17 protein-coding genes are annotated in these 14,531 nt (G+C 71.6%); 9 read left to right on the top strand and 8 right to left on the bottom strand.

Translation table 11 applies throughout. The annotated features are described in order from the left end of the window. The first annotated feature begins 38 nt into the window (after positions 1-38). Positions 39-572, top strand: coding sequence for a DinB family protein (locus EAT51_RS16390; RefSeq protein WP_130519182.1), 534 nt, complete (start codon positions 39-41; stop codon positions 570-572). Further along, positions 573-1,229: a thiopurine S-methyltransferase gene (locus EAT51_RS16385; RefSeq protein WP_130519184.1), complete on the top strand. Its 657-nt coding sequence runs from the start codon at positions 573-575 to the stop codon at positions 1,227-1,229. 52 nt (positions 1,230-1,281) lie between these two features. On the opposite strand, the gene EAT51_RS16380 is transcribed toward EAT51_RS16385, so the two are convergent. The 3 genes from EAT51_RS16380 to EAT51_RS16370 all read right to left on the bottom strand — a co-directional run bounded on the left by EAT51_RS16380 (position 1,282) and on the right by EAT51_RS16370 (position 3,409). Further along, complete coding sequence (locus tag EAT51_RS16380; protein ID WP_130519186.1) at positions 1,282-2,223, bottom strand: aspartate carbamoyltransferase catalytic subunit; 942 nt, start codon at positions 2,221-2,223, stop codon at positions 1,282-1,284. A 93-nt stretch (positions 2,224-2,316) separates the two neighbouring features. Beyond that, positions 2,317-2,766 carry a Holliday junction resolvase RuvX gene (ruvX, locus tag EAT51_RS16375; protein ID WP_130519188.1) on the bottom strand — a complete coding sequence of 150 codons (450 nt, stop codon included), beginning with the start codon at positions 2,764-2,766 and terminating at the stop codon, positions 2,317-2,319. Between the two features lie 76 nt (positions 2,767-2,842). Continuing rightward, positions 2,843-3,409: a YqgE/AlgH family protein gene (locus tag EAT51_RS16370; protein ID WP_130519190.1), complete on the bottom strand. Its 567-nt coding sequence runs from the start codon at positions 3,407-3,409 to the stop codon at positions 2,843-2,845. Positions 3,410-3,529: 120 nt separating this feature from the next. Here EAT51_RS16370 and EAT51_RS16365 point away from each other — a divergent pair, with 120 nt between their 5' ends. Continuing rightward, on the top strand, positions 3,530-4,105 hold the full coding sequence (locus EAT51_RS16365; RefSeq protein ID WP_130519192.1) for a type 1 glutamine amidotransferase family protein: 576 nt from the start codon (positions 3,530-3,532) through the stop codon (positions 4,103-4,105). A gap of 30 nt (positions 4,106-4,135) precedes the next feature. Here EAT51_RS16365 and EAT51_RS16360 read toward each other — a convergent pair whose 3' ends face one another. The 3 genes from EAT51_RS16360 to EAT51_RS16350 form a co-directional block, all read right to left on the bottom strand. Beyond that, complete coding sequence (locus EAT51_RS16360) at positions 4,136-4,777, bottom strand: hypothetical protein (protein ID WP_130519194.1); 642 nt, start codon at positions 4,775-4,777, stop codon at positions 4,136-4,138. Positions 4,778-4,901: 124 nt separating this feature from the next. After that, positions 4,902-5,573, bottom strand: a complete 672-nt coding sequence (msrA, locus tag EAT51_RS16355) for a peptide-methionine (S)-S-oxide reductase MsrA (protein WP_130519196.1) — start codon at positions 5,571-5,573, stop codon at positions 4,902-4,904. 92 nt (positions 5,574-5,665) lie between these two features. Next, a complete protein-coding gene (locus tag EAT51_RS16350; protein ID WP_130519198.1) occupies positions 5,666-5,932 on the bottom strand; it encodes a putative signal transducing protein in 267 nt (88 codons plus the stop codon). Between the two features lie 409 nt (positions 5,933-6,341). On the opposite strand from EAT51_RS16350, the gene EAT51_RS16345 reads away from it, so the two are divergent. The 6 genes from EAT51_RS16345 (at position 6,342) to EAT51_RS16320 (ending at position 11,656) form a co-directional block, all read left to right on the top strand. Then, the gene (locus EAT51_RS16345; RefSeq protein WP_130519199.1) at positions 6,342-8,120 is read left to right on the top strand and encodes a glutamine--tRNA ligase/YqeY domain fusion protein; all 1,779 of its coding nucleotides are present in this window, start codon (positions 6,342-6,344) and stop codon (positions 8,118-8,120) included. Next, on the top strand, positions 8,120-8,563 hold the full coding sequence (locus EAT51_RS16340; RefSeq protein ID WP_130519201.1) for a hypothetical protein: 444 nt from the start codon (positions 8,120-8,122) through the stop codon (positions 8,561-8,563). The genes EAT51_RS16345 and EAT51_RS16340 overlap by 1 nt, the downstream gene beginning before the upstream one ends. Beyond that, positions 8,563-9,120 carry a nucleoside deaminase gene (locus EAT51_RS16335; RefSeq protein WP_130519203.1) on the top strand — a complete coding sequence of 186 codons (558 nt, stop codon included), beginning with the start codon at positions 8,563-8,565 and terminating at the stop codon, positions 9,118-9,120. Before EAT51_RS16340 ends, EAT51_RS16335 begins: the two co-directional genes overlap by 1 nt. A gap of 53 nt (positions 9,121-9,173) precedes the next feature. Beyond that, positions 9,174-9,683 (top strand): GNAT family N-acetyltransferase, encoded by a 510-nt coding sequence (locus EAT51_RS16330; protein WP_228257968.1) that lies wholly within the window; start codon positions 9,174-9,176, stop codon positions 9,681-9,683. Positions 9,684-9,732: 49 nt separating this feature from the next. Continuing rightward, positions 9,733-10,785: a 23S rRNA (cytidine(2498)-2'-O)-methyltransferase RlmM gene (gene rlmM, locus EAT51_RS16325; protein WP_130519207.1), complete on the top strand. Its 1,053-nt coding sequence runs from the start codon at positions 9,733-9,735 to the stop codon at positions 10,783-10,785. A gap of 151 nt (positions 10,786-10,936) precedes the next feature. Next, positions 10,937-11,656 carry a hypothetical protein gene (locus EAT51_RS16320; protein ID WP_130519209.1) on the top strand — a complete coding sequence of 240 codons (720 nt, stop codon included), beginning with the start codon at positions 10,937-10,939 and terminating at the stop codon, positions 11,654-11,656. Between the two features lie 481 nt (positions 11,657-12,137). Here the strand turns inward: EAT51_RS16320 and EAT51_RS16315 are convergent, their stop codons facing one another. Together EAT51_RS16315 and ubiH are read right to left on the bottom strand one after the other, a co-directional pair. Next, positions 12,138-13,316 (bottom strand): UbiH/UbiF family hydroxylase, encoded by a 1,179-nt coding sequence (locus tag EAT51_RS16315; protein ID WP_130519210.1) that lies wholly within the window; start codon positions 13,314-13,316, stop codon positions 12,138-12,140. Next, on the bottom strand, positions 13,313-14,530 hold the full coding sequence (gene ubiH, locus EAT51_RS16310) for a 2-octaprenyl-6-methoxyphenyl hydroxylase (RefSeq protein WP_130519212.1): 1,218 nt from the start codon (positions 14,528-14,530) through the stop codon (positions 13,313-13,315). Before ubiH ends, EAT51_RS16315 begins: the two co-directional genes overlap by 4 nt. Position 14,531 lies beyond the last annotated feature (1 nt).

Below are 14,531 nucleotides of genomic sequence, written 5' to 3'. Positions count from 1 at the left end.
AGAAGGTGGACGGGCTGGATGTCCAGTAGGACCAAGTGATGACGCCAGACGCCGCCGTCCTGATGGCCGCGTACAACCGCTGGATGAACCGGCGGATGTACGAGGCCGCGGCGCAGCTGCCGGAGGCGGCGCTGCGCCAGGATCGCGGCGCCTTCTTCGGCTCCATCCAGGCCACGCTCAACCACATCGCCGTGGGCGACACGATCTGGCTGCACCGCTTCGCCCAGCCGGAAGCGGCCTCGGCGCTGCGCGAAGCGCTGCGGCCCTTTCCGCTGCCGACCTCACTTCGGCAGGAGCTGGCGGGTTCCTTCGCCGAGCTGCAGCGCTACCGGGCCGCGCTGGATGCGGTCATCGCGCAGTGGGCCGGCACGCTCACCGAGGCGCGGCTGGAGGGCGAGCTGGTCTATCGCAATACCGCCGGCAAGACGTTCACGCGTTCCTGGCGACAGCTGGTCCTGCATTTCTTCAACCACCAGACGCATCATCGCGGCCAGGCCAGCACGCTGCTGTTCCAGGCGGGCATCGATGTGGGCGCGACCGACCTGATCGCGCTGCCGACCGAGGAGCTTTGAATGCAACCGGACTTCTGGCTTCAGAAATGGCAGGACAACCAGATCCCCTTTCACCAGCACAAGGTGATGCCGCTGCTGGAAAAGCACTGGCCGGCGCTGCAGCTGGCCGCCGGCAGCCAGGTGTTCGTGCCGCTGTGCGGCAAGTCGCTGGACCTGGCCTGGCTGGCCGCGCAGGGCCACCGCGTGCTGGGCCTGGAGCTGTCGCCGCTCGCGGTCGCCCAGTTCTTCGCCGAGCACGGGCTGACGCCGCAGACGCGCGTCACCCGTTACGGCACCCATTACACGGCCGGCGCCATCGAGCTGATCTGCGGTGACGTATTCGATGTCGATGCCGGACTGCTGGCCGACTGCGCCGGCGTCTACGACCGCGCCGCGCTGATCGCCCTGCCCGAACCGCTGCGGGCCCGCTACGTGGACGAGGTCTACGGGCGCCTGCCGGCGCACTGCCGGGCGCTGCTGATCACGCTGGAATACGCCCAGCACGAGCGCGCCGGCCCGCCGTTCTCGGTCGATGCGGACGAGGTCCAGGCCCGCTATGCCGCGCACTGGACCATCGCGCCGCTGGAGCGGCGCGAGATCCTGGCCGATGAGCCGCGCTTCGCCGCCGACGGCATGACCGCGCTGCACACCACGGTCTACCGACTGCAGCGGCGCTGATTTGCCGGCCGCGCGCGCCATGCGGCGCGCGCGGCCAAACCGCTTGGGGCCTTCAGCCCAGCAGCATCTCCAGCACGGCCATGCGGATGGCCACGCCGTTGCCGACCTGGCGCAGGACCAGCGACTGCGGGCCGTCGGCCACCTCGTCGGTGATCTCCACGCCGCGGTTGATCGGGCCCGGATGCAGCACCACCGCCTCGGGCGCGGCGCGCTTCAGGCGCGCGGCGGTCAGGCCGTAGTCGCGGTGGTAATCCTCCAGCGAGGTCACCAGGCCTTCCTCCATGCGCTCGCGCTGCAGGCGCAGCATCATCAGCACGTCGGCGCCCTCCAGGGCGGCGTCGAAATCGCCGGTGGTGCGGCAGCCGTCGCACACCTCGCCGCCGGGCAGCAGCGTGTCCGGCGCGCACAGGGTGATGTCGGTGGCGCCGAGCGTGCGCAGCGCATGCAGGTCCGAGCGCGCTACGCGCGAATGCTTGATGTCGCCGACCATCACGATCTTGAGTTTGGAGAAATCCGGGCCCTTGGCCTGGCGGATGGTCAGCACGTCCAGCAGGCCCTGGGTGGGATGCGCGGCGCGGCCGTCGCCGGCGTTGATCACCGTGGTGCCCTCGTGCGCGTGTGCGGCGAGCATCTGCGCGGCGCCGTCGTCGGGGTGACGCACCACGAAGCCGCGCACGCCCATCGCCTCCAGGTTGCGCAAGGTGTCCAGCGCGGTCTCGCCCTTGCGCGCCGAGGAGGTCGAGGCGTCGAAGTTCACCACATCCGCGCCCAGGCGCTGGGCGGCGATCTGGAACGAGCTGCGCGTGCGCGTGGAGGGCTCGAAGAACAGCGTGCACACCGTGCGCCCGACCAGCGTGTCGCGCTTGTGCGTGCGGCCCAGCGCGGTGTCGCGGATCATGCCGGCACGGTCGAGGATGCGGCACAGCGTGTCCTTCGGCAGGCCCTCCAGGGTCAGCAGGTGCAGCAGGCGTCCGTTGGAATCCAGTTGGCTCATGGTGTGCTCATGGTGAGGCGAAGGAGCCGCGCGCGCGGCGCGCGGCGGGAAGGAATCAGGCGCTCGGCACCGCGCCTGCCCGCGCGCGGGCGCTCATGGCACATGCGTGGCGTCCTGCGGGGCGGCCAGCCAGCGCTCGACGATGACCGCCGCGGCCACCGCATCCAGCGCCGCGGCGTCGCGCTTGCGCTTGCGCCCCTGCGCGCGGTCGACCGCGAAGCGCTGCGCGGCCTCGACCGAACTGGAGCGCTCGTCCACCAGCACCACCGGCAGCTGGTAGCGCTGGCGCAGCTCGCGGGCGAAGGCCTGGGCGCGCTTGCGGATCGGCTGGTCGCCGCCGTCCAGGGTCATCGGGTCGCCGACCACGAAGCCGTCCGGGCGCCATTCGCCGCGCAGCTTGTCGATGGCGGCCCAGTCCGGCCCGCCCGGATGCACATCGACCACCGCCAGCGCGCGCGCGCCGGTGCCGAAGGCGCTGGCCACGGCCACGCCGATGCGGCGTGCGCCCACGTCGAAGCCCAGGACGGTACCGTCCAGCTTCATCGGCGCTCCGGGATCGGAAAGTGCGGCGCCGCCGGTCTCGGACGGCGCCCTGGGGCACGGTGTCCGGCCGCCGTCTTCATGCGTGTCCGCTGTAATCCGTCATGCGGGTCATGTCCACGCCGATGCGGCCGCCGGCGGCCTGCCAGCGCTGATCCAGCGGCAGGTCGAACAGCAGCTCGCCGTCGGCCGGCGCGGTCAGCCAGCTGTTCTCGCCCAGCTCGAACTCCAGCTGCCCGGCGCCCCAGCCGGCGCAGCCCAGCGCGACCACGGCATGGGCCGGGCCGTCGCCGCGGGCCATGGCCTCCAGGATGTCGCGCGAGGTGGTCAGGTACAGGCCGGCGCCGATCTGCATGGTCGAATCCCAGTCCTCGCCGCCATCGTGCAGGACGAAGCCGCGCTCGGGATGCACCGGGCCGCCGTACAGCACCACGCGGTTGCGCAGCGCCTCGTCGCTGGTGTGCAGGTTCATCTGCTGCAGGACCTCGCCCAGCGTGTACTCCGAGGCGCGGTTGACGACCACGCCCATGGCGCCCTCGTCGTCGTGCTGGCAGATCAGCGCCACGCTGCGCGCGAAATGCGGATCGTCCAGCGCGGGGAGCGCGATCAGCAGCTGATTGGCCAGGGTGTCGGTCTGCAGGGACATGCGGCCATTCTAGGGCATCGCCTGTCGGGCGCACGCCGCCGCGGCGCGGACCGGTCACTTGCGTGCCTGCATGGCCCTGCCACACTCGGCCTCCAACCTTATGACGGAGCGCAGGCGGCAATGGGCACGATCGCGGTGGTGATGGTCGATGGCGTGGCGGACTGGGAGATCGGCGTGGTCCTGCCGGCGGCGCGGGCGTGGTTCGGCGATACCGTGCTCAGCGCCAGCATCGACGGCAAGCCGGTGACCAGCATCGGCGGCCTGCAGATCGTCCCGCAATTTGCCCTGTCCGACCTGGCGCCGCTGGAGGCCGACCTGTGGATCCTGCCCGGTTCGGACCAGTGGCAGGCCGGCGAGATCCCCGGCCTGAGCGGCCTGCTGCGCGAGCGCGTGGCCGCGCAGCGCCCGGTCGCCGCGATCTGCGGGGCCACCCTGGCCCTGGCCTACGCCGGGCTGCTGGACACGCGGCCGCATACCAGCAATGCGCTGGCCTTCCTGACCGAGCACCTGGGCCCGGTTTACGCCGGGCAGGCCCATTACCGCGAGGAGAAGGTGGTCAGCGCCGACGGCGTGGTCACCGCGCCGGGCACCAGCCCGGTCAGCTTCGCCACGGCCTGCCTGCGCCTGCTGCATCCCGAGCGCGAGGACGACATCGCCGGCGTGGAGGCGATGTTCGCCGCGGAGTTCGCCGACTGACCTGACCGACAGGCTCAGCGCGGCCCCAAATCAGCCGACCGCGAAGGTCAGCGCGTGGTCCAGCATGAACATCGCCAGGACCACGAGAAACGGGCTGCGCAGCAACGGCCGCCCATAGGCGAAGCGGGCATGCAGCCAGAAAACGATGATCGCCAGATACAGCGCGATCATCGTGTAGATCACGCCCGCGAAGCCGCCGGCCAGGTGGATCCCCAGCCGCGCCAGACCAGGCTGGGCCACCATCAGCGCGGCAGCGACCACGAAGGCGACGTGCCGGAAGAAGCGGCGCCGGTACAGCAGCGCGAGCGCGTAGAACGCCACGAAGAACGCCGGATCGAACAGGAGGCCCGGTGAAAACCGTCGCCACTGCAGCCAGCCGACGCTGCCCGCGAACAGGACCACCAGCGCGATGGAAGCCCAGCCCAGCCAACGGTGCACGCGCGGCCTGCCCGCCTCGATCAGGAAGGGCTGCACGATCAGCAGCGCAAACCAGGCGACGCAGACGAGCGCGTGGAAGTGGACCGCGGCCGGCACGCCCGCGAAGTCCGGCGCGCGACTGAGATAGCCGAAGAACGGCGTGTCCGGGATACGCGGCGTGAAGCCGGCCAGGACCAGTGCCAGCAAGCCCAGGAAGAAGAAGCCAAGGTGGCGGTACGGGCGGCGCGTGGTCATGACGGAGAACTCGAGGGCTCGATGACACCAACGCCGCCTTGAGGCGGCGCAGGTCAGCCCCGGTTGAGCCGCGTCACCGGCATGGGCGGCCGATGACGCGCACGCGATCCGGCCAGCGGACGGATCAGGCCTCCAGGCCGATCGGGCAGCTCACGCCGGTGCCGCCCAGGCCGCAATAGCCGGCCGGGTTCTTGGCCAGGTACTGCTGGTGGTAGTCCTCGGCGTAGTAGAACGGCGGCGCCGGGTAGACGATCTCGGTGGTGATCTGGCCGTAGCCCGCCTCGCCCAGGCGTTGCTGGTAGGCGTCGCGGCTGGCCAGCGCGGCGTCGTACTGGGACTGGGTTTCGCAGTAGATGGCCGAGCGGTACTCGGTGCCGCGGTCGTTGCCCTGGCGCATGCCCTGGGTGGGATCGTGGTTTTCCCAGAACGTGCGCAGCACCTCGTCCAGCGACACCTTGGCCGGGTCGAACACCACCCGCACGACCTCGGCGTGGCCGGTCATGCCGGTGCAGCTTTCCTCGTAGGTCGGGTTGGGCGTGAAGCCGCCCTGATAGCCCACCGCCGTGGTGACCACGCCCGGCAGCTGCCAGAACTTGCGTTCGGCGCCCCAGAAGCAGCCCATGCCGAAACCGATCGTCTCCGTGCCCGGGAACTCGCCCTTGAGCGGCTGGCCGTTGACGAAATGCACATTGCGCAGCGGCAGCGGGGTCTGACGGCCCGGCAGGGCTTCTTCCGCGCGCGGCAGGCGCTGCTTGAACGCGCCGATGCCGAGGCGGCTGGTGAGGGACTCGAGCATGGGAAACCTCCTTGCGACGATGTGGATGGCGGGCGGCGCGGGGCCTGTCTTCGCGCTCCGGGGGCGCCTGGACGCCGCGCGGACGGCCGGCGCTAGGCCGGCAGCAGGTCGGGAGCGTCCAGATCCCCACAGATGGGGTCGGACGGCGGGTCGAGCAAGCCCGCCGCCTGCAGCGCATCGCGGGCCTGCGGCAGGGCCACGTCGGGCACGCACACGCGCAGCACGCCGAACAGCGGCAGTTCGCCGCCGGCGCCCAGCAGCGATTCGCCGAACACGAAGGCCGGAATGCCCGCGTCTTCCAGCGCATGCCGCGCCAGATGGGCATCGAACAGGTTGTCGGCGCGATAGGCCACTTGCATGCGGACCTCCAGCAAGGCGGGATTGGCCGCGAGCATACGCCCGGCGCGGCGGGTGGCCTGTCGATGTGCCGCTCTGTCTCCTCAAACCTCGCAGCGGCCTGCCTGTAGAGCGGAGCTTGCTCCGCTGCTTTTCGTTCGGTTCGCGGGGACAGCCCCAGCGGAGCAAGCTCCGCTCTACAGGTAGGAGCCGCCATGGCGGCGATGGGGCCTTATCGAACGTCTCCAAGCCCTCTGGGTAGAGCCTCATCGCCGCCATGGCGGCTCCCACCGAGCCTCCACCAAGCTCCCGCAGGGCTCAAACAAGGCGTCGACTGCAGCGCCCACGGCGCGCGCAGCGCGAGACTTCAGGCAGAGGGCCTGCGGCCGCTTGGGCTAGACTTGGCGTTTGGATCTCGTCTTGCCGCTGCCCATGTCCGATACGCCTGCCGCTTCCGCCGATTCCGCGCCCGAAACCCGCGCCCCCGACGCCCAGGCGCCGGCGGAGAAGCGCGATTTCATCCGCCAGATCGTGCGCGAGGACCTGGCCCAGGGCCGCCACCAGGGCGTGCGCACGCGCTTTCCGCCCGAGCCCAACGGGTATCTGCACATCGGCCACGCCAAGGCGATCTGCCTGGACTTTGGCGTGGCGGCCGAGTTCGGCGGGGTGTGCAACCTGCGCCTGGACGACACCAATCCGGCCAAGGAAGACCCCGAGTTCGTCGCCGCCATCCAGGACGACGTGCGCTGGCTGGGCTTCGACTGGGCCAACCTGCGCCATGCTTCGGACTATTTCGACGTGCTCTACCTGGCCGCCGAGAAGCTGGTCCAGCAGGGCGACGCGTTCGTCTGCGACCTCAGCGCCGAGCAGGTGCGCGAATACCGCGGCACGCTGACCGAGCCGGGCCGCAACTCGCCCTGGCGCGAGCGCAGCGTGGAGGAGAACCTGGACCTGCTGCGCCGCATGCGCGCCGGCGAGTTCCCCGACGGCGCGCGCACGCTGCGCGCCAAGATCGACATGGCCAGCGGCAACATCAACCTGCGCGACCCGGCGCTGTACCGGATCAAGCACGTCGAGCACCAGAACACCGGCAACGCCTGGCCGATCTACCCCATGTACGACTTCGCCCATTCGCTCAGCGATGCGGTGGAAGGCATCACCCATTCGCTGTGCACGCTGGAGTTCGAGGACCATCGCCCGCTGTACGACTGGTGCGTGGAGAAGGTCGACCTGGTCGGCCACCCCGAGCTGCTGCAGCCGCTGCTGGACAAGGGCTTCCCCAAGGAAGCCGACCGGCCGCGCCAGATCGAGTTCTCGCGCCTGAACATCAACTACACGGTGATGAGCAAGCGCAAGCTGACCACGCTGGTCACCGAGGGCCTGGTCGAAGGCTGGGACGATCCGCGCATGTACACGCTGCAGGGCCTGCGCCGCCGCGGCTACACCCCGGCGAGCCTGCGCCTGCTGGTCGATCGGGTCGGCATCTCCAAGCAGAACTCGGTGATCGATTTCTCGGTGCTGGAAGGCTGCCTGCGCGACGACCTGGACGCCAGCGCGCCGCGGCGCATGGCGGTGATCGACCCGCTCAAGCTGGTGCTGACCAACCTGCCCGAGGACCACGCCGAGTCGCTGACCTTCGCCAACCACCCCAAGGACGAGGCCGTCGGTACGCGCCAAGTGCCGTTCTCGCGTGAGCTGTGGATCGAGCGCGAGGATTTCGCCGAGGTGCCGCCCAAGGGCTGGAAGCGCCTGGTGCCCGGCGGCGAAGTGCGCCTGCGCGGCGCCGGCATCATCAAGTGCGAAGAGGTGATCAAGGACGGCGATGGCCGGATCGTCGCCCTGCACGGCACGCTCGATCCCGAGTCGCGTCCGGGCATGGAAGGCGCCAACCGCAAGATCAAGGGCACGATCCACTGGGTCGATGCCCAGGCGGGCGTGGCGGCGGAAATCCGGCTGTTCGACCGCCTGTTCTCGGTGGCCAAGCCGGACGACGAGAGCGAGGGCAAGACCTACCGCGACTACCTCAACCCCGAGTCCAAGCGCGTGGTCGCCGGCTTCGTGGAGCCGGCCGCGGCCCAGGCCGCGCCGGAGCAGTCGTTCCAGTTCGAGCGCACCGGCTACTTCGTCGCCGACCGCCGCGACCACACCCCGGACAAGCCGGTGTTCAACCGCAGCGTGACCCTGCGCGACACCTGGGCGGCGCAGGCGTGATGCGCACCTGGCGCGCCCTGCTCGCCCCGCTGCTGGCCGCCGCGCTGCTGGCCGGCTGCGCCGCGCCGGCCAATACCCAGGCCGTGCCGGCCAACCGCGCTCCGGCCCCGACTCCCAGCGCGCAGAGCGGCTCGAACGCCACGCCCGCGCCTTCGCGCCCCCCCAGCACGCCGGCCAAGGTCCAGACCCAGTGCACCAGCGATGCGCAGTGCGTGGTCAAGAACATCGGCAGCTGCTGCGGCGAACTACCTGCCTGCGTCAATGTGGACAGCCCCACCGACCCGGCCGCGGTCCAGGCCCAGTGCCAGGCCAGCGGCCGCATGGGCATCTGCGGCTTCCGCCCGATCAGCGCCTGCCAGTGCCAGGCCGGCACCTGCCAGCCGGCGGGCGACGGCGCCGGCAGCCTGAATTCTCCCGCCCCCGCACCGCTGCAGATCCGCTGATGCTTTACGCCCAGGTCCATCTCACCCTGCCCGCCTGGGTCCACGACGCCGTGGACCTGGGTCGCGCCTACGCCAGCGATGCCGACAAGGTGGCGCTGGCCATCACCCTGTCGCGGCTGAACGTCGAGCACGCCAGCGGCGGCCCGTTCGGCGCGGTGGTGTTCGACGGCGACCGCATCGTCGCGGCCGGCGTCAACCGCGTGGTGCCGCACAACACCTCGCTGGCCCATGCCGAGAACATGGCCTACATGCTGGCCCAGCAGCGCACGCAGAGCTTCCGCCTCAACGCGGTGCTGTCCGGCCCGGTCGCGCTGGCCACCTCGGCCCAGCCCTGCTGCCAGTGCTTCGGCGCCACGGTGTGGGCCGGCATCGACCGGCTGCTGATCGGCGCGCGCGCCGAGGATGTCGAATCGCTGACCGATTTCGACGAAGGCCCGCTGCCGGCCGACTGGGTCGGCGAGCTGGGCAAGCGCGGCATCGAGGTCGTGCGCGACCTGCACCGCGACGACGCCCGCGCCGTGCTGGCCCACTACGGCCAGCACGGCCCGCAGTACTGAAGACCATCGCTTCGATGTCCGCGAACGCAGCCGCCGCCCGCGTCCGCTCGGCCGTGACGATCCGCCCCCTCACGGTGGCCGATGCGTCCGCGCTGAAGGCGTGCCGCGTGGCCGGGCTGCAGGAAACGCCCGAGGCCTTCCTGTCGACGGCCGCCGAGATCGAGGCCACGCCGGTGGTGCAGTTCGAGGCTGAGCTGGCCGATGCCGATATCCGCTATGCCGGCGCCTTCGACGGCGAGCGGCTGGTGGGCTTCATGCGCACGGTGCGTTTCTCGCGGCGGGCGCGGCGCCACGTCGCCGAGGTTCGCAGCGTGGTGGTGCGCGCATCGCATCGCCGCCAGGGCATCGCCGGCCGCCTGCTCTCGCACCTGATCGCGCAGGCGCGCGACAGCGGCATCGAGGCGCTGCTGCTGACCGTGGTCGCCGGCAACCTGCCGGCCCGCCGCCTGTACGAGCAGGCCGGCTTCGCTGTCTACGGGATCGAACCGTGCGCCGTGCGCCGGGACGGCGTGGATGAGGACCAGCTCCTGATGCGGCTGGCGCTGCAGGCGCCGGGCCCATGAGCGGCCACGCAACGGCCGGCTCGCAGCCGCGCGCACGCCGGAGGCAGGCATGAAGACCAGCGGCCTGCTGTGCTACTGCCGCCAGGGCTTCGAGCCGGAGCTGGCGGCCGAGCTGACCCAGCGCGCGGCCGAGGCCGGGCTGGCCGGCTATGCGCGCACCCAGCGCAACGACGGCTATGCGGTCTTCGCCTGCGAGGACGCGGGGCTGGCCGAGGCCCTGCCCTGGCGCACGCTGGTGTTCGCGCGCCAGAAGCTGGCGCTGATCGCCGAGCTGCGCGGGCTGGACCCGGCGGACCGCATCACGCCGATGCTGGCCGCGCTGGACGGCCTGCCCCGGCTCGGCGATGTGTGGGTCGAGCACCCCGATTCGGACACCGCCAAGCCGCTGGCCGGGCTGGCGCGCAGCTTCGGCAATGCGCTGCGTCCGGCGCTGCGCAAGGCCGGCCTGCTCAGCCCTAAGGAAGACCCGCGGCTGCCGCGCCTGCACGTGCTGTTCGTCGGCGGCGATCACGCGCTGCTGGGCCTGGCCCGGCCCGGGGACGCCGCGCCCTGGCCGCTGGGCATCCCGCGCCTGCGCCTGCTGCCCGAGGCGCCGTCGCGCTCGGCGCTGAAGCTGGAGGAAGCCTTCCTGGCCCTGCTCGATACCAACGAGCGCGCCGCGCTGCTGCGCGCCGGCATGCGCGCGGCCGACCTGGGCGCCGCCCCGGGCGGCTGGACCTGGGTGCTCACCCGCCAGCAGCTGCAGGTCACCAGCATCGACAACGGCCCGCTGCGCCAGCACGTGCTCGACACCGGCCTGGTCACCCATGTGCGCGCCGACGGCTTCCACTGGAAGCCCGCCCAGCCGCTGGACTGGATGGTCTGCGACATGGTCGAGCAGCCGCGCCGCGTGGCCGAGCGCATGGCCACCTGGCTGCGCGAGGGCTGGTGCCGGCACAGCGTGTTCAACCTCAAGCTGCCGATGAAGAAGCGCTGGGACGAGACGGTGTTGTGCCTGGAGATCCTGCGCACTCAATCCGGCGGCCTGCGCACCCTGCGCGCCAAGCAGCTGTATCACGACCGTGAGGAGATCACGGTGTTCGCCTCCAAGGGCGAGAAGTGAACGCAGCGAGGTAGCAGCGAGCCACGGTGTTTGGCGCGTGGCTTGACGCATTGCCCATTTCGCTCGGCTCCTCATCGCCCGCCCCGACGGTCTCAGCCGCTGCAATCGCCGCATGCGATGCTGGCTTCGACGTCAAAGGGAGGGCCGCGCCATGCAACCGATCCAGCTCAAGGACCCGGCCGGGTTCGCCGAGGAGTTCCTGCGCCTGTCGCTGATGCAGGGCTTCGGCTCGCTGAACAAGCGCGACCTGGAACTGCTGACCTTCGTGCTGCTCGAGCGCGATGGCGCGATCCCGCGCGACAGTTCCAACGCCGCCGCCGCGCTGCAACTGCGCATCACCGCCACGCGGGTCAAGAGCCTGCGCCGCGACGGCTATGCGCGCTGGCGCGCCCTGGTGCCCGAGGAACCGGACGCGGCCCTGCAGCGGATCGTGGCCACGGTGCTGACCGAGGACAACCTGCGCTCGGGCGCCAAGCACGTCAGCGAGCGCGCCAAGAAGGAGGGCTTTCTCGCCATCCGCGTCGAGCATCCCGACGATGCGCAGCAGTTCGAGCAGGCCATCCTCGAGGTCGGCGCGCTGCCGGTGTACGAGCGCAACCGTGAGGTGGTCGCGGTGCGCTTCGACACGCTGCTGAAGATCGCCGAGAAGTGGGGCTATCTGCAGCCCGACCCGGCCGCGATCACGCGCGAGCTGAAGAAGCTGCAGCCGACCGCGGCCGAGGTGGCCGACCTGCTGCAGAAGGACGTCACCAAGCTGCGCTGGGTCGATGCCCGCAACGCGCTCAACAGCCTGGGCGCCAAGGCCATCGCCTCCACCGCCGAGGGCGGGCTGAAGGGACTGCTGAAGCTGGTGTTCCCGTTCCTGCCGTAATTCCAGCGGACGGCAGATGCCAACGCCTGTAGAGCGGAGCTCGCTCCGCTGAGGCTCTCCAAGCGACCTGGCCGAAAAACAGCGGAGCAAGCTCCGCTCTACCAACAGCAACGCCGCGTCAGAGCCCCGCCGCGCCCCGCAACGCGCTCAACAGTCTCGGCGCCGACGCCATCGCCCCCACCGCCGAGGGCAGGTTGAAGGAACTGCCGGTAGAGCGGAGCTTGCTCCGCTGAGGCTTTCCACCTGACCCGGCCGAAAAGCAGCGGAGCAAGCTCCGCTCTACGAACAGCAGCGCCGCGTTGGAGCACTGCCGCGCCCCGCAACGCGCTCAACAGTCTCGGCGCAAAGGCCATCGCCCCCACCGCCGAGGGCGGGTTGAAGGAGCTGCCTGTAGAGCGGAGCTCGCTCCGCTGAGGCTTTTCCAAGCGACCTGGCCGAAGAACAGCGGAGCAAGCTCCGCTCTACCAACAGCAGCGCCGCCTCAGAGCCCCGCCGCGCGTCGCCACAGCAGATCGGTCAGCGGCGGCAGCCTGCCGGCCAGGCCGAGCAGCGGGCCCCGCGCCAGGGTGGTGTGCAGCTCGTCGGTGGAGAACAGGCGGTTGATGCCGTCGAAGGTGTAGGCGGCCAAGGCGTTCTCGCTCAGGCGCATGCGCGCCCAGCGCTGCAGCCGGTGCGCACCGTCCCACGGCGCCTGCCGCGCCTGGGCCTTGGCCACGTTGTCCAGCAGCCCGGCCACGTCGCGCAGGCCCAGGTTGACGCCCTGCCCGGCCAGCGGATGCACCGCGTGCGCGGCGTCGCCGACCAGCAGCAGGCGGCCCTCCACGTACTGGCGCGCCAGCTGCAGCCGCAGCGGGAAGGCCGCGCGCGGCGAGTCGATGACCATCTCGCCCAGCCGCCCGGCGAAGGCCTGGGTGAGCTCGCGCGAGAACGCGTCCTCCTCCAGCGCCAGCACGCGCGCGGCCTCGGCCTGCGGCAAGGTCCACACGATCGAACTGCGCCCCTGGGTGCAGGGCAGCACGGCCAGCGGCCCGGTTGGCAGGAAGCGCTGCCAGGCGGTGTCCTCGTGCGGGCGTTCGGTGCGGATGTAGCCGACCACGCCGCGCTGGCGATAGTCGTGGCCCTGCGTGCCCAGCCCGGCCAGCGCGCGCAGGGTGGAGGCCGCGCCGTCGGCGGCGATCACCAGCCGGGCCTCCAGCCGCGCGCCGTCGTCCAGGGTCAGGCGCACACCGGCCGCGTCCTGTTCCATCGCCTCCACCCGCGCCGGGCAGCGCAGCTGCACGCCGGCCGCGGGCAGCGCGGCCCACAGGCGGTCGGCCAGCAGGCCGTGTTCGATCAGCCAGCCCAGCTCGCGTCGACCCAGGCGGTCGGCGTCGAACATGAGCTCGCCGCCGCCGGCCGCATCCCACACGCGCATGCGGCGGTACGGCTGGGCGCGCGCGCGGCGCACCGCGTCCCAGACGCCCAGGCGCTGCAGCAGGGCCGCGTTGTCCGGGGCGAAGGCGTAGACGCGCAGGTCCGGCGCCTGCGCCGACCAGGGGGACGGCGCCTGGCCTTCGATCAGCACCACCTCCAGCCCGCGCTGGGCCAGGCCCAGCGCGCAGGCCGCGCCGACCACGCCGCCGCCGACCACGATCACATCGCTGCGCGCGCGGCGACTCATGGCGCCGCCTCCCGACACAGCGCCGGCACGTCGCCGGCGAAGCCCATCGCCCCGCCAACGAGCATCGACTGCAGGCTCGGCATCCGGTCGATGGCCAGCAGCCCGGCGCTGCGCAGCGGCCGCAGCAGCGGCGCCGCATTGCTGGTCACCCGCGCCAGGCCATCGGAGAAGCGCAGCGTGCGCTCGCGGTCCGGACCACGCCGCGCGGCGTAGTCGGCCAGCAGCGCGTCCTCGCCCGGGTCGTCGCCGGTGGCGATCAGCTCGGCCAGGGTCAGCGCATCGCGCAAGCCCAGGTTGAAGCCCTGCGCGCCGAGCGGATGGATGGTCTGCGCGGCATTGCCCAGCAGCACGGCGCGCGGCGCGACGGTGCGCTGGGCCAACACGCGCACGATCGGATAGCCGCTGCGCGGTCCGCTGGCCATGAAGCGCCCGGCGCGCCAGCCGAACACCGCCTGCACCCGCGCCAGCCACGCCGCCTCGTCCAGCGCGGCGACCGCCTCGGCGTCGTCTTCGCGCACCGCATGGATCAGCCCGTAATGGCGATCGCCGCGCGGCAGCAGCGCGGTCGGGCCGTCGTCGGTCAGCCGCTCCCAGGCGCTGCCGTCCGGGGCGCGGCTGGTGCGCACGCGCGCCACGAACAGGCGCTGCCCGTAATCGTGACGCTGCGCCTCGATGCCCAGCGCGTCGCGCACGCTGCTGGCGCTGCCATCGGCGCCGACCAGCAGCGGCGTGCGCAGCTCCTGCTCGCCCGCGTCGGTGGCGATGCGCAGCCGGCGCAGGCCGTCGGCCAGGCCGGCCAGGCCGGCCAGGGCGACGAAGCGCGCCGGCCGGTAGCGGGTCACATGCGAACAGGCGTCCAGCGTCTCTTCCAGCGCCTGACCGAAGTCGCGCGCGACCACCACCTGGCCGAAGGCCTCGCGCCCGTAATCGGCCGCGTCCAGCAGCACCCGGCCGAAATCGCCGCGGCGGCTGACGTGGATGCGCCGGATCGCGCCGGTGGGCGCGTGCAGCCGGGACATCACGCCCAGCGCGGTCAGCGCATTGACCGTGGCCGCGGCGAAGCTGAGATTGCGCTCGTCGAACACCGCCGGCATCTGTCCCGACGGCGTCGCCTCGATCAGGGCGACATCGCGCCCCAGCCGGTCCAGCGCGATCGCCAGACTGGCCCCGACCAGGCCGCCGCCGACGATCACCACATCATGTCGTGCACTCATG

It is taken from the genome of Pseudoxanthomonas winnipegensis, assembly GCF_004283755.1.
GTDB lineage: Bacteria > Pseudomonadota > Gammaproteobacteria > Xanthomonadales > Xanthomonadaceae > Pseudoxanthomonas_A > Pseudoxanthomonas_A winnipegensis.
This window is presented reverse-complemented; position numbering and strand designations above follow the sequence as displayed.